We start from the raw sequence: 23,605 nt of genomic DNA on the forward strand, positions 1-23,605 counted from the left end.
GTCCGCTCCCCCGCCTTTCCCCGCCGTGCGTTTGTCCGCCCCGGAGCGGGAACGCCCCATAGGCCAACGCGCGCCGATTGGCTGTGAATTTCAATCGATGGTGATTCGACCCGGCCATTTTCAAATGGTGTCCTCTCGTTGTGCCGAGCCGATAGAAGGAAGGATGTTCGCTCGGGGCCACGTAGCAAGTCTAGGGCCGAAACCGAAATATTTCAAGCCCAGGATTTACAGGGATTTTACACGATGCCGAGCCATCGGGAAATGGCCGATTTGTTGCGGGGGGCTACGCCGAGGTGGCGACGAGGCGGGACAGGCGGGTCAGTCGATCCAATTCTGCCGTTTCGATGGACAACGGAAGGAGGCCCTCCATCAACCACACCAAGGCCTCCCGAAACAGCGGGGTCGCGAGTCCGGTCGCCCGAAGGGGGACATCGGCCGCGGCCACGACCCGGCAGGAGGTGAAGGAGGCGGGATTGAGCCGGGTTCGAATTAAAGATTCCACCTGCGAAAGATCCCAGGGATCGCGGTCGCTCCCACGGGTCGGGCGTTGAACCCAGCGCTCCACCCGGCGGTCCAGGGGGTTCCATTGGGCCACGGCCGCTTCGCCCTCGGCGTCCAAAGGAATCAAGGCCAATCCGGTCGCCGGTCCCTCCGCCCGGTCCGCCATGGCGCGGCGAACCACGGCCTCCAAGCGAGCCGCCACGCTCCGGGAAACCAGAACGACGGTGAGGGGACGATCGCCCAACGCCGAGGCAACGGGGTCGGCGGCGGCGAAATCCGGGGACGACCGAAGGGCGCGAACCAACCACGACTGAATTTCTTCCGGGGGACCGGCCACGCCGCGTTTCGCGAGCGCCGCTTTGAGCCCCGCCGCAAAAACCGGGTCGTCCGCCCCATCGAGCCGATGCCCCGTGACCGGACCGCCGCCCACGCCCAGGTTCATCGCCCGGGGGGACAAAAGCGATTTAAAATCCACCGGAGACAAACCGCCCGACCGAACGGCGCACAGGGCCGCCGCCGCGGATTCGGCCCGCCGATCCCGGAGCCGCCCATCGGCCCACCGTTCCAACATCATTCCCGTCGCCGCCGCGGCCAAGGGCGCCCCCCCGAGGGACGCGATCGCCGCCGCGAGGGAAGCCCCCCCCAGCAGAGCGGCGACGATCCCGGCTCCCAAAAGGGCCGGGAGGAGTTGAGCAACACCGTAAGCCGCCGCCTCGGACCCGACGCCCCCCCGGTGGAGACTTTCGTGGCCCACAACGCCCAACCCGTAGAGAATCGCGTTTTGAACCGGCACGGGCCATTGGGACAGGCGATTTAACGCGCCGGGATTGATCCGCAATTCGCCGTCCACGACTTCCAGAAAAGCGGCGGCGGGATCGGCCCGTGCGTTCGAGAGGAATTGACTCAACCTTCCGGGCTTTTGCGCCGGGTCAAATCGAGGACGCGCGAGGGGCGCCAAGGCCCCCAGAAGGAGGGCGGGCGCGAGGAGGGGCGCGATCCAGCGGAAATCAACGGGCACCCCCGAAACCGCTCCGAGGGTCGACACGAAGAAAACCGCCGCCGCTCCGCCCACCGCGGCCCGGGCGGTCCACCGGGACAATTCCCGGGCGTTCAGGCGGCCGCTCCCCGCCGGCATCGGATGCAAAGCGTCGTCCCACTGATCCAGCGCCAGAGCGATCTGGGAAAGGGGCGTGTCGCCGCCCGCGGCCAGCAGGCGCTCAAGGCGGGGCCTCGACACCTCGCCCGACAAATAATCCCGCACCAGACCCGTCAAATCCCCGTCGGAAAACTCGGAATTCCAGGACGCGCCCATTAAAAACTCCGTGGGGGACGGCCGCCCCCGGGGAACGTTGAAGCGGGGAGCCCGAAGGGTCACGTCCTCCAATTTTTCCCGAAAGGACCCTTTAAATCGGGGAAGAGCCGCCCGCGCTTTCTCGTAGAGAACCCCCCGTTCCAAAGGGGTCGTCGCTCCCCCCGCCAACACCGCGAGCAGGTGACGTTGGTCCGAGAGCGAAAGAGCCGGCGGCGTCGCCTCCCGCCCGACGCGATCCAAGAGTTCGTACGCCCAACCAAATTCCCGGGCCTCTTCCGCCGACAAGCGATGGAATTCAAACACCGTCAGGGACAAATCCCTCAACAGGTGGAGTGCTGTTTTTTCCCAATAGGGGGAGCCGACGCCCCGGACGATGGCCTCCGCCCGAACCCAATCGGCGAATTCCACCATCAACGTTTCGGTTTCCCGCCAATCCCCCCGTCGACGGAGAGGCTCGATCACTTGATCCACCGCCGCCCAAAGCCGGAAGAGGTCGCGGGCGCCGCCTTCCAGCGGGCGTTGGCGCGCGTGTTCCGCCAGCCGGGTCAGGGCGGTGGAAAATTCTGGAAATTCGAAATGATCCCAGGACCGCCGCACCGCTCGAAAATCGTTGGGGACCGCGTCCGTGGGGGGGCGGGCCGCCGGGCCGGCCGCCCAGGGAGCGTTCCGGGCCCGAAACCGCGCGGCCACGGTCCGCCACAAAGGCAACGGCCGTTGAACTTCCTTCGCCGCCTGGCGGGTGAGCCGGTCCAATTGACGGACGGATCGGCCGAACTCCGCCACGGTGCCGGTCCAGTAGGCTTCGTCGGCCAGACGGAAAGCCGTAAAAAACGCGTTGGGCTTGGGGTAAGCCCGGAGGTCCGCCAGGCACAATTCCGCGTGAGCGCGGAGGCGGTGCACGATGGATTCCAATCGCTCCCGGAGGGCCGGGCGGTCGGAATAACGTCGGCGAATTTGATGGATCTCGGCCCGGGACCGTTCCACAAAACCGACCAACTGAACGGCCCGACGATGCCCCATTTCCTCCAGCGTGCGCTCCGGCACGGGACCGTCGTTCCACGAATTGGCCAGGGCTTCGGCCAGATAGGCCAGCGTGTGGCGGTCCTTGGGATTGAGGCCCAGGGTCCCCGGGAGGACGGCGTGCTCCAGCCCCTCGTGAATCACGGCCGCCAGGCCCGTGACGTACAACCGAACCTCCTCGGGGGATCGGCCCCGGCCCGGGACCCGCTCCCCGGCTCCCTCGATCCGGTCGGACCATTCCCCCGCGACGGGGCCCAACAAATACCACCGGGCCGCCGACGCCTTCGGTTGGACGCCGAGGGACGCGAGGGGGCCCCGGGCGGTCGGTTTTTTCTGATCAAGAAGGTCCGCCAAGGCCAACAGCGGTTCGGTCAGCTCGAGGGGGTCCAACCAATCCCGTTGATGGGCCACCCGGGCGCGAAGATCGGCCGCCCATCGGCGGCGTTCCTCGAACGTGGCTTCGCGCCGCACGCGGGCCCGAACCGCTTTCCACTGGTCGGAATTCAGATCCGCTTCGCCCGCGTGGTGCATCCCCCCCCCGCGCGGCCCCTCGGGAAAACCCGACGCTCCCGTGAGGGCCGTCCAGGCGTCGGCGGGAATGTTTTGACCGGTTCCGAGGAGGACGACGCGGCGGACGCCCCGCCGTCTTAGCCTTTCGACGAGCGCCTTGGATTGAGCCAGCGCCGCGTAGGGCAGGGCGGCGGCGCCTTCGGAAACGACGCCCGCTTCTTCCCAATGGGCGCGAACCGCCCCGGCCACCGATTCAAAGGGCACGGTCACCATGGCGTCCAAAAGGCCCGCCGCGGTTTGGAACGCCAACGGTTCGGGCGCGTTCACCGCGATCCCGTTTTCCAAGATATCCGGGGCGGGGGACTGGGAAACGATTTCCCCCCGCGCCAGCGATTGGGCCATGGGGTCGGCCCGGGAGGAATCCACCCCGATGACGGTCAAACGGGAATCAATGGATTTCAGCGCGAAATCGACGCCGGCCACCACGCCCCCCGCTCCCACCGGGATCAGGAACGCCGTGTTCTCGATGCCGGAGAGCGCGGTATCCAGCGCGGACAATTCCCCGGCTTCGGAAGAATTCAGGGAGCCGGACCGTGCCTTAAGGTCGAACCATCGGACCAGCCGGTCGAGCCCGACGTCGGGGTCCTCCCGGCGGGCAACGTTGGTCAGCAAGTCCAATCCCAGAGCGCCGTAGGATTCCACCGCCCGCTCGTCGCCGTGAGCGAGGAAATAAGCGCCTTCCCGCTCGGCGAATTCCCGGGACCGGGTCTCGGCCTCCGCGTAATCCTCCGTGAAACGGATTTCCGCGCCGCCCGCCCGCATTCGATCGATTTTCCCGGGGGGGGCGTTCCGCGGAACGAACACCACCGCCCGTAGGTGGCCCAGCTCCCGGGGGTAGGATCGGCGGAGAAATTCGGCAAAAAACGCGAGGGATTGGCCCTGATTGCCCGTCGTCGGCGTGGTGAGGAACCGGTGGGCCCGGCCGAACGCTTCGGGGTCCTTCGCCACCCGGCCCAAGACCCCCGACAAGATCCAGGGTTTAAAGGATCCGGTCCGCTGGAGCCCTTGGTTGCTGAGGAACACCTCGAACCCGGTTTGTTCGCTGAGCAAAGGAAGCTTTTGGAGGGCGACGGATCGCAGGTATGGCCCGTCCGCCGGAGTTTCCGATACGGTGGCCTTGTAATTCCCCAGCACGTTCTCAAAACGCAAGGTGGGCGGAAACGCCAACCCCCGGTCGGCCGGAGGCGACAGCGTTCGGACGTCCCCCTCGGCGGGTTCGACCCGCCACGGCGGGGCTTCCCGGCGACCGCCGAAACCCAGGGCGGAAAGGAGGGCGGGCAAATCCGCGAAGTCGCCGTGAACGAGGACATCGGCGCCGGCGGCTCGAAGGACCGCGGCGCGCTCCTCGTCCGACGCGACGCCCACGGCCAGGGCGCCGGTGGCCCGGGCCGCGGCGATATCGCCCCGGCCGTCGCCGATCAAGGCGGCGTTCGCACCGGCCATTCCCTCCTCGGCCAACCGTCGCCCGATGACGTCCCCCTTCTTTCCCCCGCCGTGAAGCGTTCCGAAGAATCCCGACAACCCGAGCCCCCGCAGAACCCGGTTCCGCGTTTCGGCGGATCCGCTGGTCGCGACTTCCAGCCGAACCCCGGACTCCCGGAGTAATTCCAAAAGCGCTCGGGTGCCCGGCAACACCTGCTCCGGCGTCGCCAAACCCACCAGCTCCTTGTTGACGATTTTTCGAATTTCCTCCGACCGCTCCCGTCCCGCGGGCGAGTGCACGGGCGCCAGGTCCCGCTCCCGGGCCCAGGCGGCCAGGGCTTTTTCCTGTTCCCCCCAACTCATCCAATCCGTGTCGATGAAAAACCGTCGGACCTCGTCCACCCGCTCGGGGGCGGGGTGCGCGTCGTTGTACAAGAATCGGCTCCAGAGTTCCGCCTTGATTTGGAAGGGGTACCCCCGCCAGAGGGTGCCGTTGATGTCGAAAAAGCAAAGGCGCAGATTCGCGGCGGCCACCCGATCGGGCCGTACGATCTCGACCCGGGAAATCCCCGAAACGGCGCGGCCGGACGAACGCGCCGGCGGACGATTCAGGCCCAGGAGTTCCCGCAGGGAAGCCAAATCGGTGAAATCGCCGTGAACCACCGCGTCGGCCCCGGCCGCGCGCAAGGGGGCCGCGTGCTCCTCGTCGACGGCGATCCCCACCGCCAGCGCGCCGGCCGCCCGGGCGGCCTTCATGTCCCGGGCGTCGTTGCCGATGAGCACCGCGCCGACGGCCGTCAAGCCCAATTCTTTCAGGCGCTCCACGACCGCGTTTTCCTTGTCCCCGCCCGGGTGGACGCGGCGGAACAGGGAGGCCAACTCCAGGCCGCCCAAGGTTTTTTGGCTGGTGTCCTCGGACCCGCTGGTCACGACCTCCAGCGGAATTCCGGACGTTGCCAACGACTCCAGCAACGCGCGAACGCCGGGCGTTTGGAGGTCGGGCCGCGCACGAACCCGGCGGGTTTCCGCCTCGATGTTCTGGGCTTTTTCGTGCCCATCGACGACGCCCACGTGTCTTCCCACGTTCCGCTCGGCGGCCCAGGCGTCCAGGGCGGCGATTTGGGCTTTCAGATCCCCCCGATCGTGCTCGACAAAGAATTCCCGCAGGGCGCTGAATCGCTCGGGCGTCACGTTCCCCTCGCCGTAAAAAAATTGGGCCCAGCGAAGGGCCCTCACGTCGTAGGGGGTGGACCGCCACAAGGTGCCGTCCAGATCGAAAAAGGCGATTTGCAGTTGGAGCGCCGCGACGCGCTCCGGGTGGATCCTTTCAAGGCGGGGCAAAGCGATGGGCGCCGCCGCGGGACCCGCCCGGTCGCCCCCGCCCGAGGAGGTCTTCAGGATCTCCCGCCGCCAGGCCGCCGCTCCGTCGGGCGTCAGGGAGGCCAGAACGCTGAATTTCGTTTCCTTCCCCTCGTAGGTCTGCCGAAGCGGAAAGAACGACTCCCCGAGGTCGTGCTTTTCGAGAACCCCGCCCGCGTTCAATAAAAGAAATCCGGGCGCCGCGACGTCCCAGCTTTTGACCCGCTGGGACGCGTAGTACGAGTAATTCGCCGGGAGACCCGGAAGGGAAATCCCCACGCGCCGCAGGGCCAACCCCGTCAACCAAAGACCGCTCGACCCCACCCGGGGAACGGTTTCGGCGAACCGGGAGCGAACCCGATCGAAGTGGGGGTACGGCTCTCCGATGGCGGGTTTCCCGTGGGCCACGGCGGCCAATTCCGCGAAATCCGTCGGGAAGGATTCGGGGGGCAACGGGGCGTGCCACCGGCCGTTGACCCAGAGCCCGGCCCGCCCCGCCCGGGCCATGACCACCAGAGGCCCCCCCTCGGGCCCCTTGCGGGGGAGAACCACGACCGCCAACAGCGGCCGGCCGTCGTATTGAAGTTCGAGATGCACGGCAAAAATGTCGGTTCCGCTCAAATAGGTTTCCGTGCCGTCCAGGGGGTCCACGAACCACTGATAAGGCGATCCGGCGTTGGCCCGGTTGCGACGGTGCAGGTCCGGAGAGAGCGTTTCCAGGTCCTCCTCGCCGATGATTTCGTGGGTGGGGAAAGCGTCGAGGAGGCCGGCGGCCAAAGTGACCATGGCCTCCTCATCGGCCCGGGACACCTGGGTGCCGTCGGGTTTGGTGGTCGCGGTCCGGGGCGCCTCCGCCTGCAACTCGACCAATCGGTCCGAAACGGCCCGGCCCAGGGCCAACGCCTCCCGCTGGGCCTCCTCGGCCACTTGATCGGGGGAAACCGCGGGGAGCGGATTTTCCGGCGCGGCGGCCACGCCCGATTCCCGGCGCCATTGGTCGTAAAGGCGGTCCAAATAAGCCGAGGCTTGGGGCCAGGGAAGGCCTTCGGTGGCGGCGAAGACGCTCGCGTCGGGGTCGACGCCCGCGGGCACCGCGCGGAGCCAGGACCCCGGGGGGGGGTCCCGAAACAAGGCCTCCAGGAAACCGGCGTCGTACCGGTCCGTGAAGAGCCGCGGCGTCCGCCCGAAAAAGATCCGCCGTTCCTTGGCCCATTCCACCGGGCCGGCCGAAAGGTGAAGACCGTTGTAGGACGAATCGGCGGCGGGAAAAAAACGCTCCCGGAACATTCCGCGCAGGGTGTTCCCCGGGGCCTGGGCCCCGTCGGTGGGTCCGATCAGGCGCCGGGCCTCGCGTACCCCGAACGCCCCGCCCTTGGGGAATCGAACCTCGACCATCAGGACGCCCGCGCCGGGCCCGTAATAGCGGCTTTTCATTCCGGCGGGGGCCCCGCTCAGGACGAGGAAACGCTCGCCGCCGATTTCAACGACCTGACACCAGGCGCCCCCGATTTTCGTTCGGGTTCCATCGGGGGGAGCGACGTCTCCCCACAGGAGGCCGTAGGCGTCCTCCGCGGAAGACTTCCGCAAGGCCTCCCACCGGGCGCGGGCGGTGGGGGGACCGCGTTCCAGCGCCGTCGCCCGGGGTTCCAACGTCCGAAGAATTCCCTCACGGGCCTCCTCGTATCCAAAAATACGTTCGAGCGGAACACCGGTCCGGGCCGTCATTTCCGCCAGGGAAGCCGCGGGGGTGTTCTCCCGGCTTTTCCCGCGAACCACCGCGTTTTCGTATTGCCGGTCCACAAACCCCTTGACGCGGAGGGCGGCGCCGTTGAGAAACAAGGCCCCGGACACGTAGGCGCCCCGGGCGACCAGGGCGGCCAGGACGTCGTCGATGAACCGCCGTTTGTCTGAATCGGACAGGCCGCGGCCCGCGGGATCCAGGGCTTTGTTCCAGATTTCCGGCTTGAAAAGTAAAACCGCGCCCGGCCGATCGGCCGGATCGGAAGGCGGGGCCACGACCAGTTCCCGGGGCGCTTCCGATCGGAGGAGATCCGGGGCGGCGAGAAGCAGGGGACCGAGGTTTAAGGTCGGTCCGTTGGGAACGACCCAGGCCTTGCGTATTTCCGCGGGGAGGGAGGACGCCGACGCGCGGGCCAGAAAAGCGTCCCGAACCCCCCGGGGGCCCCCGTTGGCGCGGTCGAAGGCGGGCTCCAAGAAGGCGCGGAGCGCCTCGTCCGTCCAATCGCGGGTGGCTTCGTGAACCGCCCGTTGGACCACCGCTTCGTCCACGGGAGCGCCGGGCTCCCCGCCGAAGGCGCGGGGGCGGGTTAAAATCCAACCGAGCAGCACCTCGAGGACCCAGCGGCGTTCCGTTCCGGAGAGCGCGGGGGGCGCGTCGCTCAAGGACCGAACCCAGGCGGAAAAGGGCGCCAGATCCTCCTCCGTCGGCGGACGGGCGAACGCCGCCAATCGCCGTTCCAAACTCTCCACCAACCGCGTCTCCGGAAGGGAAATCAAGGCGTTCACGATCGCGGCGTCCGTTCCCGACCCCGCGGTGCCGGCCGTCGGGGGCGCCACCCATTCGAACCCTTCTTCGCCCAATCCCGCCCGATGCAGCATTCCCACGGGAAAAACCACGGGCGTGAAGGGGTCGATGGGCGTGGCGCCGACCCGGGCGGTCAAGCGGGCGTTGCGAACAAACACCCGCTTGGCTTCCAACCACAGGATTTCCGTCATTCGTTGAACCGCGGCCTCCACCCCGGCCCGCGGCGACGCATCGGTCGGCGCCCACGGGCCCTCCCGCCACGACATGTCCCTCAACCATTGCGCCTGCCAATGCATCAATTCCACATCCGGCCGAACGGCTTCCCGCGCCCAGGTCGCCCGGCCCGGATGGGCGAAGAGCCAGGCGAACACCGCCTCCGAAAACGGCCGGCCGCTCAACCGCGCGACGACGTCCTCCCAACGTTGTTCCCGGAGGGCTTTTTCAAGAACCGCGTTTCCGGATTCGACGATCGCGCGCTGGCGCGCAAAAAGCGCGTCGAACCATCCCGCGCGGGACGGATCGTCCCGGAAATCCGAAAGGCTCAGCGGGCCCGAGGCGGCGGTGGTCGGACCAAAAAGTTTTCGGGCGTAAGCTTCCGGCTCCCGGGAAAAGGCCGAACGAAGAAAAAGGCCGTCGAAAAAGGACCCGACTTCCAAAAGCAGCGCGATCCGCCGTCCGGGGCCTTCGGCCAGAAGGCGGTTGAGCGCTTCGGTCGGGAAATCCTCGCGCCGGGTGTGTCCCAGGGGAAAAGCGATGACGCGCCCCCGGTTCGGGGAATCCAAGGTCGCTTCCAGCGCGTCCAGGAGCGGGGCGGCCGCCGTTTCGAAATCCGCCGCCGATCGAAAGGCGTCGGCGGGGACGTCCAGGCGCAGGGTTTCCCGATCCCGCGCCAGGCGGACGGCGGGGGCGCCTTCCTCGACCCGCACGCCGGGGGGCCGGGAGAGAACCCGATTCGCCAGAAACGCGACGATGGCGTTTCGATCGGCCGGCGCCGCCGCGGCAAACGGGGCCGGAAATTGGAATCGGATGCCCCGGGCGGTGATCACCACCGGGCCGGCCTCGACCGGAATTCTCAACGCCCCCATCCATTGGGCCCGGAGCGCTTCGGGCATCGACGGGTCCAGGGCCCGGGCGTTTATTTCGTTCCAAGCGGATTGGTTGCTTTCGGCGGTGTCCCGGAAGGCGCCCTCCATCCATTTTTCCAGGACTTCGTCGGTCAAGCCGTGAACGGCGCGGTGGAGGACCTGCTCCACCGCCAAATCATTGAAGGACGAAGTCTCCACCCGGACGGAAAGGGCCCGGGCCCGAAGGACCCAGCGGACGGCCAATTTTTCCAAAAGGGCGCGGCGCCATTCCGGGCGAAGGTCCGGGCGAAGATCCACCAACCGCTGAATCCGCGGCGAAAAGGGTCGGCGGTCCTCCTCCGACGGGTTCGCGAATTCCGCTTCCAGAACGTGAATCAAGTCCCGGTGAAGCCCGTACGACGGCAGTTGGGCCATCCAGGCGATGTCCCGGGCGCCGGTGCCCTCGCCCGGCCGATTGTCCTTGTCGGGGGCGATCCAGGCGATGAGGTCGTTGCGAAGTCCATAGAAATGGGCCGCGCCGTACGCCAGGGCTCCCTGGACGTCGGGGCGGATGGGCATCCGGCGAAGAATCGCGGCGAGTCGGGCGTTCCGCAAAACGGAGGATTTGACCAGAAGCAATTCGCCCTGATACAAGCGCTCCAAAACGGTTTCGACGGCCGCCCGCGGCGCGAGGCCACGGATCGACCACGGGCCCTCCGCCCAAGGGCGCTGGTCCAGCCAGACCATTTGCCAGAACAAAAGCTCCACATCGGACTCCAAGGGTTCCCGCACCGGACGGGCGCGGTCGTAATTCTCGAACAACCAAACCCCGAGGGCCCGGGAGAAGCCGTCCCCCGGGAGCAGCGCTTCGACGCGGGGCCAGTGGCCCGACGCCAGCGCGTCGTCCATGGCCTTCTGCCCGTCCCGGACAATCCGTTGGTTGGCGGCGAAAAGTTGGGCCCACCAACCGGCGCGCACCGGGTCCGCCGTAAAAGCCGCCAGGGACAAGGGGGCGGCGCCCGGCCGAGCGTCGAAAAGTTTCAGCGGGTAATCTTGGGTGTGTCGGGAAAATATTTCATTCAAGCGTTCGGGCATGGCCGCTCCCCCCAGTTCTTGAAAGAGCGTGATCTTGCTTCGGGGGTTTTCCCGAAGGAAGCGGGACAGGGTTCCACCGGGGAAATCGGAGGCGCGCGCGTGAATCACGGGGAACCCCACGATTCGACCCCGGAGGGGCCCGCGCAAATGGGCTTTTAGGCGATCGGCCAGACGGCGAACCCGAAGCTCAAAAGCCGCGGGCGAGCCGAGGTCCGCGGGCGGCACCCGGAGGCTGAGGGAACCTCCGTCCCGCTCCAATTGAATGGTCGGTTCCTCCCCCAAGCCCACCCGGATGTCCCGGGAGAACCCCTGCAGGAGTCCGGCGAGCCGCGCCAGGGCGTTCTGTAGTCCGGCGGGATCCCTCTCCAGGGGACCGCGGACCTCCGGCGTCAAATAAAACCGAACGGGCGTCGGCTCGACGGCCAGCGGCGCCCGGGGATGAAATAAGTTGTAAGCGGCGTGACCGAGGTAAAGTCCAAGGAGCGCGCCCCCGCTCAGGGACAACAGGGCCGGCCCCGCGAGCGCGAGAAGAAACCCCAACGGCCCTTGGCCCGCCCAGGCCGATCCGAGGTCCAGCGGGAGGAAGGGCAAAAGCCCGGCGCCCAGAAAAAGTCCCAGGATCCCCCCCGCGGGGATCCACCGGGTCAAACCGGCGTGGCGTTGACGGAAGATTCGTTCGGCCGCGGCGCCCCACTCGGCGACCGGCGTTTCCTCCGGGGAAACCGACGGCCGGCCCCCTTCGTTTTCGAGAAAAACCGCCGGCCATTGGCGGCCACCCAGCCAGGTCAGGGCCCCCGCGTGGAGAGACGGGAATCGCCGTTGAATCCGGAACACCCACCCCATCAAGGGCCGCGTTTCCGTCCCCAGGGAACAGGACGCCACCCCCACGCCCCGGGCCCGAAGACGGGCGATCACGGATTCGGCGTCGGGGGTGGGCTCCCCGTAAACGACTTTTTTGATTCCGAGCCCGGCCATCAAATCCGCGCATCGACGGCAAGGCGACAAGGTGGTGACCACCGTCACGTCGCTCCAATCGATCCCCCAGCGGGCGGCCGTGCGGAGATACAAATCGATCATCTCGCGGTAGTTGTATTCATAGGTCTTTTGCCGGCGGGAAACGCGGGGCCAAATGGAAAGTCGAAGGAGGTCGGTGTCGGCCGCGCCGGGCGGCGCCCGGGACGCCAGGAGCCGGAGAAGGGCCGCCTGTTCGGCGTGGTGGGGGCCTTCGCCGCGGTTGTTCCCCCGGGCCAGCCGCCGGCCCTGGCCGTCCAAAAGGACCGCGCCCACCCGGGGCGAAAAACCGCCCGTCGGACCGTCGCCCCGCGCCTCGCGGACCGCGGCCGCCATGTCGGCGCGGAAAGAGGAATCGTCCGCGACCGTTCGTGACAACGAGCCGCCCGTCACCACCAGGGAGTGGCGCCCGAGAAAATCGACGAAGGCCGCCGGGCTAAACAGGGCCCGAACGATCCAGGGCATTTCAACGAAGGGCCGCCAAAAAGCGTTTCGAAGATATTGAAGGACCCGGTCCCGGAAGGGGCCTTTTCCGCGGGCGTCAAAAAAGAGGTGGACGGCCGTTTCCCGGTTCCCGTCGAATTCCGCGCGGAGGTGCGGAATCAGGCCGCCCTCCAAAGTCACGCGGCGAAGGCGCGGGAAATAGCCCCCCCTTTCGGCGGCGGGGGTCGGCGGGGGGTCCAAAGCCAACCGGGCCCGGGGGTGGAAAAGATTGTAAAGGACGTGCCCCGCGTAGAGGCCCCCCACGCCGCCCGAAACGCCGAAAACCAAGGTCAGGAAAAAAAGTTCCAGGACAAAGGAGGCCACGTTCCCGGCCAACAGAGACGCTCCGCCGATGGAAAACCCCGCGAGGAGCGCCCCCAAACCGAACCCCAGGCCGAGGGTGACTCCGGCGGGAATCCATTGGGACAAGCCGCGGTAGCGCTGATGGAAGAGGTTTTCCGCGACCGCTCCGGATTCTTCCCCGAAAACACGGACCGGGTGATCCCGGAGGAACCCCAAAAACGCGGACCGGTGCTCCAACGCGTCCAGCGTCCGGGGAATCTCCACCAGCGGCCGCCAAAAAACCTCGCGCAAATTCCGGCGGGCTTCCTGGAGAAACCGGGGCCGCCCCTCCGGCGTCCGCTCCACTCGAACATCGACGGACTGGCCGGTGGAAAACTCGGCCCGCAGAACGCCGCCCTCGAATTTGACCGACCGGAGCGGAACCACCCCCTCGTAAAGGGCCCAGAGACTTGGCGGGGATTCCTCCAACGCCGCCACGTCGAAGGGGGCTTCGGCCTTTCCCGCGGCCGGGTCCTGAGCCAGGAACAACCGTTCCCCGGCCGCGATTTTTTCCAGGGGGGTTTTCTCCTGGGTAAAAACGGACAAATACGCGGAGCCCCGGGCCGCGTCCACCCGGGACACCCGGGGGACGAAGGACACCACCGTCGCCCCGGCGCCTCGAAGGGCCTCGGTCACCCCCGGCGCGTGGTACCCGCCGGTCACCAAAACCGCCCGGCGGGCCGACCGTTCGCCCAAAGCCCGGATCAAATTCTCCGCTATGGCCCGGTCCCGGGCGGCGGCTTCCCGGTAGAAAGACGCAAAACAGTCGGGGAGCGTTCCGTCGACGGGAGCCAGGGATTCCCGTTCCGCCCAATCCCGGGGGGTCAGGGCGAATTCCGTCAATCGACGGCGCCAGGCGAGCCGGCGGGTTTCCGCCATCCAACGGCCTTCGGCGGGCGTCCGGGTGTTTTTGTCAAAGGCCGCCCGTTCCAATTCGGCGATGGACGCCTCCAGGGCGGAGCCGTCCAAGGCGTCCGCCTTCAGGACGTACTCCACGTAGCGGGCGAAGGTCGGCGTTCGCGACCAATCGACGCCCCGTCGCGCGCAGAGCGCGCGAAGAAAGTCGTGATAGGCCGCGTGGCGGACTTTCCCGAGCCGGAACGCCACGCTCCATTCGATGAGCCGGTTCTTTTCCGATTCGTTCAGCCTCCCCGCCAGGGCGGACAACACCGACGCCCGTTCGCTTTCGGCGCGATCGAAATCCAGCGATGCCTCCAAACGCAGCGCCTCCAAAAACGCCCGCGTCATCGGGGGAACGGCGTCCGGCGCCGCGGCCGCCAAGCGGCCGACGTAGTCGCCCACGGAAAGGCGCCCGTCTTCCCGTTCGGCCCGCGCCGCGTCCAAGGCCCGAAGCGCCGGCGAAAGCCGGGCGGCTTTTTGGGCCGCGAGCGCTTCCTCGGCCGCCCGCGTTTCCCGGCGCACGCCTTCGGCGAGGGCGATGGATTGCCGGTAGGCCTCCACGTTGGCCCGGTAATGGGCCGGGTCGTCCACGCCGATCAGGGGCGGGGCCGCCGGACCAAGCCCGAGCGCCGCGTGAACCGGGCCCGAGATTTTATGTTCCGCCAAAAGCGCGTCGGCCACGACGCGCACGCTGTCGGGACGGGGATGGGTTTCCAGCCGGTTCAAATCGATGGGGCCGAAGGCCCCTTCCAAGGCGACCACGTCGACGGCCCCGGCCTCGGTCAGCGCGCGCACGGCGGCCCCGATGTGTTTCTGGGCCTCGTCGTTTTGGTGGATGTCCTGGACGAACACCACGACCGGCCCGGTGGACGCCCCCGGGGCGATGGACCGGAGGGTTCCCAAATCGGGGGTCAAGGCGGCCAAAAGGCCCGCGTGGCGTTCTCGAAATTCGGCGGGGAGGCGGGAGGCGATGTCCGCCGTGGCGACGGCCGGACGCGGCAGATCGGTCAACGCACCGGACGTCGCGAGCGGGGTCGGAAGCGCCGACGCCAAAAGCGTCGGACCTTCCCGTCGAGCGGCCCGGCGGCGATCGGACCAGAAGGCCGCCTCGGGCGCGGTGGCCCAGAGGACGTTGGTGGCGGCGTAACACACCGTCACGAGGACCGCCGCGGCGGATTTGATCCTGGATTTCGGGAGGGTTCTCAGGGGTTTCATTTCCTGAGATTATTCTAGGGGCTGGACGGGCGAGAGCGCTTTAACAGCATGTAACGTATTTGTAAAACCTAGGAGACTTTGTAGTAGGACCGATACCAATCCACGAATTGGCGGACGCCCTCCTCAATGGAAACCCGGGGTCGAAAGCCCAAGCGCTCCGTGGATTTTGCGATGTCGGCCCAGGTGGCGGGGACGTCGCCCGGCTGAAGCGGCAACAGGTTCTTTTTGGCCGGGCGGCCCACCGCCTTCTCGATCAATTCGATGAAGCGCGTGAGTTCCACGGGCTCGGAATGGCCCAGATTAAAAATCTCGTAGCCGTTTTCCCGATCCAAAGCGGCCACCACCCCGTCGACGATGTCGGTGATGTAGGTGAAATCCCGTTGCATGGCGCCGTGGTTGTACACGTCGATGGGTTTCCCCTCCAGGATGTTCTTGGTGAACCCGAAGAGCGCCATGTCGGGCCGTCCCCAGGGGCCGTAGACGGTGAAAAACCGAAGGGCGGTGCAACGCAAGCCGAAGAGGTGATGATAGGCGTGGGCCGTCAGCTCGTTGGACCGTTTGGTGGCCGCGTACAGGGACACCGGCCGTTCCACCGGGTCGTCCACGGAAAAAGGGATCTTTTTGTTTCCGCCGTAAACGGAGGAGGACGAGGCGAAAACAAACGTCGGCAACCCGCCGTGCCGGGCGAATTCCAGCAGATTGAGGGTGCCCAATCCGTTGGCGCTCTCGTAGGCATACGGATCTTGGAGGGAATGGCGAACGCCGGCTTGGGCCGCCAAATGGCAAATTTGATCAAAGCGATGGCGGGCAAAAACCGGCTCCAGCGACCGGCGGTCGGCGATGTCGGCTTCGACGATCTCGACGCCCGGCAGGAGGGCCCGCACGCGGGCGCGTTTGAGGCCGACGTCGTAGTAGGGCGAGAAATTGTCCACGCCCACCACGTGGTGGCCTCGTTCGCGGAGGGCTTTGGCCGTCCAAGCCCCGATGAAACCGGCGGCGCCGGTGACCAGAATTTTTTTCATTTGCGCGCTTTCACCGTTAATTCCCCCGTCCGCTCGTTTTGCGCCACGTCGTAGGCCCCGGGGGGCGGGACGTTCAGGGCGAGCGTGACCTCTTGAACCCGCGCGGCGAAGGGCGACACCCAACCGCCGCGAACCGGGGTGGCGAGGCGCCGGGCGAGCCACCGCACCGGGCCCGGGGACGTCGCCGATCCGGCGATCCGAGTCACCGCCCAGCGTTCAATGCCGAAGGCCGGCCAGCGCAACACCGCGCCCGCCACCGGCACAAGGACGCCGCCGGTCAAGGGATCCCGGGACAATCGTATCTCTTCCCGGGCCGAGCCGACAAACCGCAACCCGCCCGACGGCGACACCGCGAAGGTCCGGTTGCCGGGGAGCGCCGCCAGGGGCGACATCAACCACAGAAACAGCGCCGCGGCCGACAACCCCGCCAGGAAAAAGGACCAAAGGAAACGCAGGAATCGAAGCTCCACGAAAGCCGTCCAGGGCCCGAGGGCCGCGGCGCCGGCGGCGTGGGCCCCCACGCCGAACCCCAGAAACAACGAGGCCGCGGACAGTTCGAGCGCCCGGTGGTCCCGTCCGAAAATCCCCGTCACGGCGACCGCGACAAACGCCAGCGGGTAAAAAGCGATCGCCCACGTCCAGCGCCAGGGGCGAAGCCCCCATCGGTAAAAGGTCCCGGGGCGGGGCACCGGCGGCGGTCGAAGGACCGCGTCGGAGAGCCCGGCCAGGCATTTGTCGCACACTTTATGGCTTCGGCGGTTCAACCGCCCGCACTTGCCGCAACGCCACCAGGGCCACCGGCGAACGACCCATCGAACGCCCGGGCGAAGAAAAGGCCCGAGGGCGGCCAGAAGCAGGGACAAGACGGCGGCGGCCCGAAGGAAGCGGGACGCCCCGACCCAGTGCGCCTGGGCGAAGGCGTCCAACAGGCGGACCGCGTACGCCATCATCGGGCGCGGCGGAAGGTTTTGAGCAGGAAGGAGCGGGCCTTTTGAAAGGCCCGGGCGCGGTGGCTGACGCGATTTTTTTGCGCGAGAGGAATTTCGGCGAAGGTGCGGCGGGAGCGGCCGGGGGCGAAAACGGGGTCGTACCCGAACCCGTGCTCGCCCTGGACGGTGTCGGTGATCCAACCGATGCACCGGCCGTCGAAAAGTTTTTCCCGCCCGTCCGGGAAAACCGCGGCGACCACCGTTCGAAAAACGGCGCGCCGCTTCGCCCGGGGAACGCCGCGAAGCAATCGAAGCAATTTTCGGTTGTTGTCGTCGAAGGAACAGCCGGGCCCCGCGAAGCGGGCCGAATAGACGCCCGGGCGGCCGCCCAGGGCCGCGACTTCAAGGCCCGTGTCGTCGGACAAAGACAGGCATCCGGTGACCCGGGCGGCCTTGCGCGCCTTGAGCAGGGCGTTGGCCTCCAGGGTTTTGCCCGTTTCGCGGACGGTGTAGGGGGGCGGAAAATCGTCCAACCCCCGAACGCGAAACCTCCGGCTCTTCAATATTTTTTGGATCTCGATCAGTTTGTGTTTGTTGTGCGTGGCGATGACGACGGCGGGGCGGGGCATGGCGGTAAGGGACGGCGGGACTACGGAAGCTCGATTTCAAGCCCTTCGAAGGCCGCTTCGATCTCCAACACGGCGCCCCGTTGGGCCACGATGGACCGGGCCCGCTGTACCTGAAGGTCCAGGTCTTTGTCGGTGCGGAGGGGATCGTGGTGGAAGAGGATCAACTTTTTGACTTTTCCCCGAAGGGCCATTTCGACGGCGAAATCGTAAAAGCTGTGGCCCCAACCGGTCTTGGTCCGGTATTCCTCGATGGTGTACTGGGCGTCGTGGATCAGGACGTCGGCGCCCTCAAGGAAATCCACCAGCATGAGATCTTCGCGTTCCAATTCCACTTCGCCCCGGTCGAGGTCGTCGTAAATGGGGGTCTTCTTCGCCTGCTGGCGGAGGAGGTAGCGGAACGGCTCGTTGTCCGTCATGTACACCGCGCGGCTTTTCCCGTTGTCGACCCGGTATCCCAACGCCAACCCCGGATGATTGACGTAGGCGGGGGTGATGGTCCAGCCGTTCAACGTTTGGGGGCGAGTGGTCAGCTGCACAAAATTGATTTTGGCGGGAATCTCGGAGAGGCTGACGGGGAAATATTCCGGGCTCAGCTGGCCGACGAAAATATTTTCCAGTTTTCGCCCAGTACCTTCGCACCCGTACAGGGTGAAGGAGTTGCCCGGGGTGTAGAGGGGACGGAAAAAGGGGAACCCGATGATGTGGTCGAAGTGGAAGTGGCTGATGAAAAGGTGGGCGTTGATCTTGCCCGCGGGAATCCGCCGGCACAAATCCTCGCCCAACAACCGAAGGCCGGTGCCCACGTCGAACACGACGAGATTCTTGTCGTCGGAAAATTCCACACAAGCCGTGTTGCCGCCGTAGCGGACGGTGTCCGGGCCGGGGGTGGCGATGGAACCGCGGGTGCCCCAAAAAGTGATTTTCATGGTGTCGGGCGAATCCTCCCAGGGCGCCGTTGCCGTGGCCCGTCCGATCCGCAAAGCCATTATTGATCAAACACGGTCGATTTTCAAGGTTTTTCGAAATACGCCCTTCGACCCCCGGCCGCCGACAAAAAAACCCCCTTCCCCGCGGACGGGGAAGGGGGCCGGAAAAAGGAACCGGGCGTCCGCGTTAGCGGGCGGCCACCGGCGCCATCTTGTTCACGATGAATTTGACCAGATCAACGACCCGGTTGGAATAGCCCCACTCGTTATCGTACCAGCTCACGAGCTTAAAGAAGCGCTTGTTGAGCTCGATGCCCGAGCCTTGGTCGAAGATCGAGGAGGAGGACGAGTGGATGAAGTCCGAGCTGACGACTTCGTCCGAGGTCACTTCCAAAACGCCCTTGAGGTACGTCTCGCTGGCCTTCTTCATGGCCGCGCTGATTTCGGCGTAGCTCGTGTCCTTGGTCGTCTTGACCGTTAGATCGACGACGGAGACCGTCGGCGTGGGAACGCGGAAGGCCATGCCGGTCAGTTTGCCCTTGACTTCCGGGCACACCAGGGCGACGGCCTTGGCGGCGCCGGTGGTCGACGGAATGATGTTCTGGGCCGCGGTGCGGCCGCCCTTCCAGTCTTTCTTGGAGGGGCCGTCCACCGTCTTCTGGGTGGCGGTGTAGGAGTGCACGGTCGTCATGAGGCCTTCTTCAATGCCGAAGCCCTCTTTCAATAGCACGTGCACGAGGGGCGCCAGGCAGTTCGTGGTGCAGGAGGCGTTGGAGATGATGTGGTGCTTGGCCGCGTCGTATTTGTTCTCGTTGACGCCCATGACGACGGTCAAGTCTTCGTTTTTGGCGGGGGCGGAGATGATGACCTTCTTGGCGCCCGCGGCCAGGTGGCCCTTGGCTTTTTCGGCGTCGGTGAAAAGGCCGGTGGATTCAATGACCAATTCCACGCCCAGATCCTTCCAGGGAAGGCCGGAGGGGTCTTTCGCGCTCACGACGCGGATGTCGTGGCCGTTCACGATCAAGACGTCGTCTTCGACCTTGTCGGGGGAGGATTTCTTGGAGCCCACGGTGCCGTGGAAACGACCCTGGGTGGAGTCGTACTTCAAAAGGTAGGCGAGGTTGTCGGCGGGCACGATATCGCCCACGGCCACCACGTCCAACTGCTTGCCCAACAGGCCCTGCTCCACCAGCGCGCGGAACACCAGACGCCCGATGCGCCCAAATCCATTGATTGCAATTTTAACCGCCATAACTTCCTCCTTAAGGTAGTGAAAAGACGACCCCGGCCGTGGGAACGGCCCGCTCAACCGCTTGAGGCTTCGAGTCGGGGAGAGCTTTCGGGGAGAAAACTCATTTTACCACAGCCGCCCCCGGGGGTCAACCGGTCGGCGGGGATTCGGATCCAAGGGCCCGCTGGAGCGGGGCGCTGCCGCCCTTGTTACGACGGGGGATTCAGAAGGGTTTTGACCGTCTCGAGAAGGTCCAGGGGCGCCACCGGTTTCGCGAGGAATCCGTCGGCGCCGGCGTTTTTGGCTTCCAAGCGGTCCGCGGCGAAGGTTTTGGCCGTGACCATCAGGACCTTCGCTTTCTTGGTTTTGTCGTCGGATTTTATCCGGTGGCAAACCTCGTAGCCGTTGATTTCGGGAATCATCACGTCCAGGATCACCAAGTCGGGAAGCTCGGCGGCGCAGGCGTCCACGCCCGCCTGTCCGTCCCCCACCGCGGAAACCTGGTGGCCGGAATTCTCCAACACGAACCGAAAATACTCCCGCAGGTTGTTGTCGTCTTCCACCACCAGAATGCGCGCCATGAGGGGCCTCTCTTTCGTCGGGATTATAGACCTTGCCCCGAGCGCCGTCAACGCCCGCGGGGCGGATCGAAACCCGCGCCGAATTTAGTAGAATCAGCCCCTTCGTTATGGAACTCCCGACCGTCTACACCCCCGACGCCACCGAAAACAAGTGGTACGCCTTCTGGGAAAGCCGCGGCTACTTTGCCGCCCGCCCGGACCCGGCCAAAAAACCGTACACCGTCGTCATTCCCCCCCCCAACGTGACCGGGTCCCTGCACATGGGGCACGCCCTGAACAACACGCTGCAGGACGTTCTGGTCCGCCGTCGCCGGATGAAAGGCGACAACGCCCTTTGGATCCCCGGAACGGACCACGGCGGCATCGCCACCCAAAACGTCGTCGAAAAAATGCTCAAAAAAGAGGGCAAGAGCCGCCACGACCTGGGCCGCCCCGCCTTTCTGGAGCGCATGTGGGCCTGGCGGAAGGAATCCGGCGACACCATTTTGCACCAACTCCGGAAGCTGGGCTGTTCCCTGGACTGGTCCCGCGCCCGCTTCACCATGGACGAGGTCAGCTCCAAGGCCGTGGCCAAGGCCTTCGTCACGTTTTTCGAACAGGGTCTGATCTACCAGGGCGTGCGGCTCGTCAATTGGTGCCCCCGTTGCGCCACCGCCCTATCGGACATCGAAGTGGAACACGAGGACCGGGCCGGCCAGCTTTGGCACATTCGCTACCCCTTCGCCTCCGGAGGGGACGGCGTGGTGGTGGCCACCACCCGGCCCGAAACCCTTTTGGGGGACACCGCGGTGGCGGTCCACCCGAAAGACGAACGCTACGCCGCTTTGATCGGAAAAGAACTGCTTCTCCCTCTGGTGAGCCGTGTGATTCCCATCGTGGGCGACGACGCCATCGATTCCGCCTTCGGCACCGGGGCCGTCAAAGTGACCCCCGCCCACGACGCCACCGACTTCGAAATCGGCCAGCGGCACAAACTTCCCCACGAGCAGGTCATCGGCTACGACGGAAAAATGACGGTTCGGGCGGGGCGCTACGCCGGGCTCTCGGTCAAGGACGCCCGGGAAAAGGTGGTGGCGGACCTGGACGCCAAAGGCCTTTTGGTGAAGGTGGAGGATCACCGCCACGCGGTGGCCGTGTGCTACCGTTGCGCCACGTCCATCGAACCTTTGGAGTCCAGCCAGTGGTTCCTTAAAACCGCGGACATGGCCGAACGGGCGGCCCGCGCCACCGAGGAGGGCCGGGTTCGGATTCACCCCGAATCCTGGGCCAAACCCTACCTCGCCTGGCTTCACGCCAATCGGGACTGGTGCGTGTCCCGCCAGATTTGGTGGGGGCACCAGGTGCCGGTGTGGTACTGCCTGTCCTGCGGCGATTATTCCGACGAACAAATGCGGCGCATCCGGGAAGACAAATCCCTGTCTTCGGAAATTACCAAATCCCTTCTGCGGGCTTCGGCCAAGCGGCCCATGGCCTCGGCCGCGCCCTTGACCGCCTGCCCCGACTGCGGAGGCCGCGACCTTCTCCAAGACCCGGACGTGCTGGACACCTGGTTCTCCTCGGGCCTCTGGCCCCTGACCACCCTGGGCTGGCCCGAAGACACCGAGGACTTAAAATACTTTTATCCCACGGCGGTTCTGGCCACGGGGCACGAAATTCTTTACCTCTGGGTGGCCCGCATGGTCATGATGGGCCTGGCCCTGCGGAACGACATCCCCTACAAAGACGTCTTCATCCACGGCATCGTCCGGGACAAGCAGGGACGGAAAATGTCCAAGTCCCTCAACAACGTCATCGACCCCCTGGACATCATGAAGAAATTTGGCACCGACGCCCTGCGCTTCGCCCTGGTGGCCCAGGCCTCCCCCGGCCGGGACATGCAGCTTTCGGACGACAGTTTCGTGGGCGCGCGCAACTTCGCCAACAAGGTGTGGAACGCCAGCCGGTTTGTCCTGATGAACCTCCAGGGGCATCGAAACATCGACCTCCCCTGGGATCAACGCGACTTGGCCGACCGCTGGATCGCCGACCGGTTCCGCCTGGCGGCGGCCGAGGCGGATCGTTTCTTCGACCAGTTCGACCCGGCCCAGGCGGCCCGCACGCTCTACGCATTTTTCTGGAACGATTTCTGCGATTGGTATATCGAATTGGCCAAACCCCGAACCCAGGGGACCGACGGGCCTTCGGCCCGGGCCGCCCGGCAGACCCTCGCCGAGATCCTGGACGGGATCCTCCGGGCGCTCCACCCCGTCATGCCCTTCGTCACGGAGGAACTCTGGCAGGCCTTGAACGATACCCTGGGCGAAAAACCGGCGGAATCCCTGATGATCGCGGTGGAAAAAACCGTCGCCGGCGACGCCCCGGCCTCCGCCGAGGACCGTCGGGCCATGGACCTGATCCAAGGCGCGGTGACCGGCCTGCGCACCATCCGGTCTGAAATGAACGTGCCGCCGGGGAAACCCATCGCCTTGGTGGTCAACGCCACCGGGGCCTCGGCCGCCACCCGGGACACGCTCACCCGCTTCGGGGGGTATTTGCGGCACCTGGCCAAAATCGGCGAATGGAAATTGGTGGAAAGCGGTCCCTGCGCGCGGCCGCCCCAATCGGCCTCCGCCGTGGCGGCCGACTTTGAAATGTATATTCCGTTGGAAGGGCTGATCGATTTCGGAAAAGAAAAGGAACGGCTGGAGAAGGAAAAGGCCGCCCTGGAAGCGGACCTGGCGCGGCTCCAGGAACGGCTGGAAAACCCCGATTTTATTTCCCGCGCCCCCGCCGACAAGGTGGAGGAAGTTCGAGCCCGAATGGCGGAAAGCGCCGCCAAGCGGGCGCGTGTGCACGGCCACCTGGCCGAACTGGCCTCCTAGCCCCGCCGGGCCGATCGGGCGCGTTGGCCCGATCGGCGCCTCGTCGACGGGATTACTCCCGTTTTCCCATTGATTTAAGCCCCGACTGGACCTACCCTTATGTTTGGGGAAAAAACTTGACCGTCAAGGCTTTACATTGATTGAGCTGATGCTCGTCGTGGCGATCATTGGCCTTTTAGCCGCGATCGCCATCCCCAAGTTTTCCGCGCTTGTCACCAAAGCGCGGGAAGCCGCCACCCATGGAAAATTGGGAACGTATCGAAGCGCTATCTCTTTGTATTACGCGGACACGGAGGGGGGATATCCGAACAATTTCGCGCATTCCGAAATGACCTGCCTTTTAGGAAAGTATATTGATGAAATCCCCTCCATCGAAATTCCAAAAAGGCACGACGGTTTTGCATCGCACACACACGCCGAACACGCTCCCGGAGGGGTGAGCGATTTTTCCCAAAGTTATGCCCCCCTCTTCCATCCCGCCGTGGTGGCGTGGGTTTTTGATCAAAACAACGGAAGGTTGTGGGTCAACTGCTTGCACACCGACTCAAGAGGCACGACATGGACCCAGTATTAAAATTGATTTCCAT

Annotated in this window: 9 protein-coding genes; 2 read left to right on the forward strand and 7 right to left on the reverse strand. The window is 65.9% G+C overall.

Annotated features, from left to right (window positions below; all coding sequences use genetic code 11):
- Positions 1–283 precede the first annotated feature (283 nt).
- The 7 genes from IPP68_06810 to IPP68_06840 form a co-directional block, all read right to left on the reverse strand.
- Complete coding sequence (locus IPP68_06810; protein MBL0350067.1) at positions 284–14,839, reverse strand: pyridoxal-phosphate dependent enzyme; 14,556 nt, start codon at positions 14,837–14,839, stop codon at positions 284–286.
- A 68-nt stretch (positions 14,840–14,907) separates the two neighbouring features.
- A complete protein-coding gene (locus tag IPP68_06815; protein MBL0350068.1) occupies positions 14,908–15,861 on the reverse strand; it encodes an NAD-dependent epimerase/dehydratase family protein in 954 nt (317 codons plus the stop codon).
- On the reverse strand, positions 15,858–16,811 hold the full coding sequence (locus IPP68_06820; GenBank protein MBL0350069.1) for a hypothetical protein: 954 nt from the start codon (positions 16,809–16,811) through the stop codon (positions 15,858–15,860). Before IPP68_06820 ends, IPP68_06815 begins: the two co-directional genes overlap by 4 nt.
- A complete protein-coding gene (gene rdgB / locus IPP68_06825; GenBank protein ID MBL0350070.1) occupies positions 16,808–17,419 on the reverse strand; it encodes an RdgB/HAM1 family non-canonical purine NTP pyrophosphatase in 612 nt (203 codons plus the stop codon). Before rdgB ends, IPP68_06820 begins: the two co-directional genes overlap by 4 nt.
- A gap of 20 nt (positions 17,420–17,439) precedes the next feature.
- Positions 17,440–18,345: an MBL fold metallo-hydrolase gene (locus IPP68_06830; protein ID MBL0350071.1), complete on the reverse strand. Its 906-nt coding sequence runs from the start codon at positions 18,343–18,345 to the stop codon at positions 17,440–17,442.
- Positions 18,346–18,532: 187 nt separating this feature from the next.
- Positions 18,533–19,597, reverse strand: coding sequence for a type I glyceraldehyde-3-phosphate dehydrogenase (gene gap, locus IPP68_06835; protein ID MBL0350072.1), 1,065 nt, complete (start codon positions 19,595–19,597; stop codon positions 18,533–18,535).
- Positions 19,598–19,785: 188 nt separating this feature from the next.
- Positions 19,786–20,157 (reverse strand): response regulator, encoded by a 372-nt coding sequence (locus tag IPP68_06840; GenBank protein ID MBL0350073.1) that lies wholly within the window; start codon positions 20,155–20,157, stop codon positions 19,786–19,788.
- A 107-nt stretch (positions 20,158–20,264) separates the two neighbouring features.
- Here IPP68_06840 and IPP68_06845 point away from each other — a divergent pair, with 107 nt between their 5' ends.
- Positions 20,265–23,018: a valine--tRNA ligase gene (locus IPP68_06845; protein ID MBL0350074.1), complete on the forward strand. Its 2,754-nt coding sequence runs from the start codon at positions 20,265–20,267 to the stop codon at positions 23,016–23,018.
- 103 nt (positions 23,019–23,121) lie between these two features.
- On the forward strand, positions 23,122–23,592 hold the full coding sequence (locus IPP68_06850; protein MBL0350075.1) for a type II secretion system protein: 471 nt from the start codon (positions 23,122–23,124) through the stop codon (positions 23,590–23,592).
- The last annotated feature ends 13 nt before the right edge of the window (positions 23,593–23,605 follow it).

The sequence above is a fragment of the Elusimicrobiota bacterium genome, from assembly GCA_016722575.1.
GTDB lineage: Bacteria > Elusimicrobiota > Elusimicrobia > FEN-1173 > FEN-1173 > JADKIY01.